Origin of the sequence: Mycobacterium sp. NPDC006124, from assembly GCF_040614235.1 — a bacterium.
Taxonomy (GTDB): Bacteria; Actinomycetota; Actinomycetes; order Mycobacteriales; family Mycobacteriaceae; genus Mycobacterium.
This window is the reverse complement of record NZ_JBEXUA010000043.1, coordinates 1-1,425: the sequence shown is the minus strand read 5'-3', so window position 1 is coordinate 1,425 and position 1,425 is coordinate 1. Positions and strand designations below refer to the sequence as shown.

Here is a 1,425-nt window from a genome sequence, read left to right as displayed (position 1 = left end):
GGTCAAGTCCATGGACGTGGTGTACGACGTCGTCGTGTGATTCTTCGAGTTGATCGTTCAGGCGGGCAGTGCCGCGGGGGTTTCCTCCTGTTCTGTCGGTGAGCTCTGATCGGCGCGGGATTTGCTCAGGACGTCGAGGCCGAGGTAGCGCCGGGACTCGGCCCATTCGTCGTGCTGTTCGGCCAGCACGGCGCCGACGAGGCGGATCAGCGCGGTGCGGTCGGGGAAGATGCCGACGACGTCGGTGCGCCGCCGGATCTCCTTGTTGAGGCGTTCCTGGGGGTTGTTGGACCAAATCTGGCGCCAGATCTGCTGGGGAAACGCGGTGAACGCCAGCAGATCGGGCCGGGCCGCCTCCAGGTGGTCGGCGACCTTGGGGAGCTTGTCGGACAGCGCGTCGACGATCCGATCATATTGTGCGGCAACTGATTCGGCATCGGGCTGGTCGAACACCGAATGCAGCAGAGTGCGCACCCACGGCCATGAACTCTTCGGAGTCTTCGCCATCAGGTTCGTCGTGTAGTGGGTTCGGCAGCGCTGCCAGGCCGCGCCGGGCAGGGTCGCCCCGATCGCGGCGACCAGACCGGCGTGCGCGTCACTGGTGACCAGTTTGACCCCGGACAGCCCGCGGGCGGTCAGCGTCCGCCAGAACGTCAGCCAGCCGGCCCCGTCTTCGGCGGTGCTGACGTCGATGCCCAGGATTTCGCGGTGGCCCTCGGCGTTGACTCCGACCGCGATCAGCGCGTGCACGTTGACCACCCGTCCGCCTTCGCGGACCTTGAGGACCAGGGCGTCGGCGGCGACGAAGGTGTAGGGGCCGGCGTCCAAGGGTCGGGTGCGGAACGCCTCGACGGCGGCGTCGAGTTCCTTGGCCATCACCGAGACCTGCGACTTCGACAGGCTGGTGATGCCGAGGGTCTCGACGAGCTTGTCCATCCGCCGGGTGGACACCCCGAGAAGGTAGCAGGTCGCCACCACGGTGGTCAGGGCCCGCTCGGCGCGTTTGCGGCGTTCCAGCAGCCAGTCCGGGAAGTAGGAGCCCTGCCGCAGCTTGGGGATCGCGAGATCCAAACTACCTGCGCGGGTGTCGAATTGGCGGTGACGGTATCCGTTGCGGGAGTTGGTGCGGTCGGTGCTGCGTTCGCCGTATCCGGCACCACACAGGGCATCGGCTTCGGCGCCCATCAGCGTGTGAATGAACGTGGAGAGCAGGTCCCGCAGGACGTCGGGATGAGTAGTGGTGAGTCGATCAGCCAACACAGTCGGCCAGTCGATATCGTGGGCAGCGGTCATCGCGTGGTTCCTTTGCTCGAGTGACTTTGGCGGTCTCTCGAAGAATCACGCGATGACCTTCATTCGATCGGCTACGACACGCCGGGGCTCGAGATTCGGCCCGGCTCGTACACCACTCTGCTGGACGCAACC

General features: G+C 66.0%; 1 protein-coding gene. It reads right to left on the bottom strand.

The window, feature by feature from the left end; translation table 11 throughout:
• Positions 1–57: 57 nt before the first annotated feature.
• Complete coding sequence (locus ABZ195_RS28630) at positions 58–1,293, bottom strand: IS256 family transposase (RefSeq protein WP_355223256.1); 1,236 nt, start codon at positions 1,291–1,293, stop codon at positions 58–60.
• Positions 1,294–1,425: the final 132 nt, after the last annotated feature.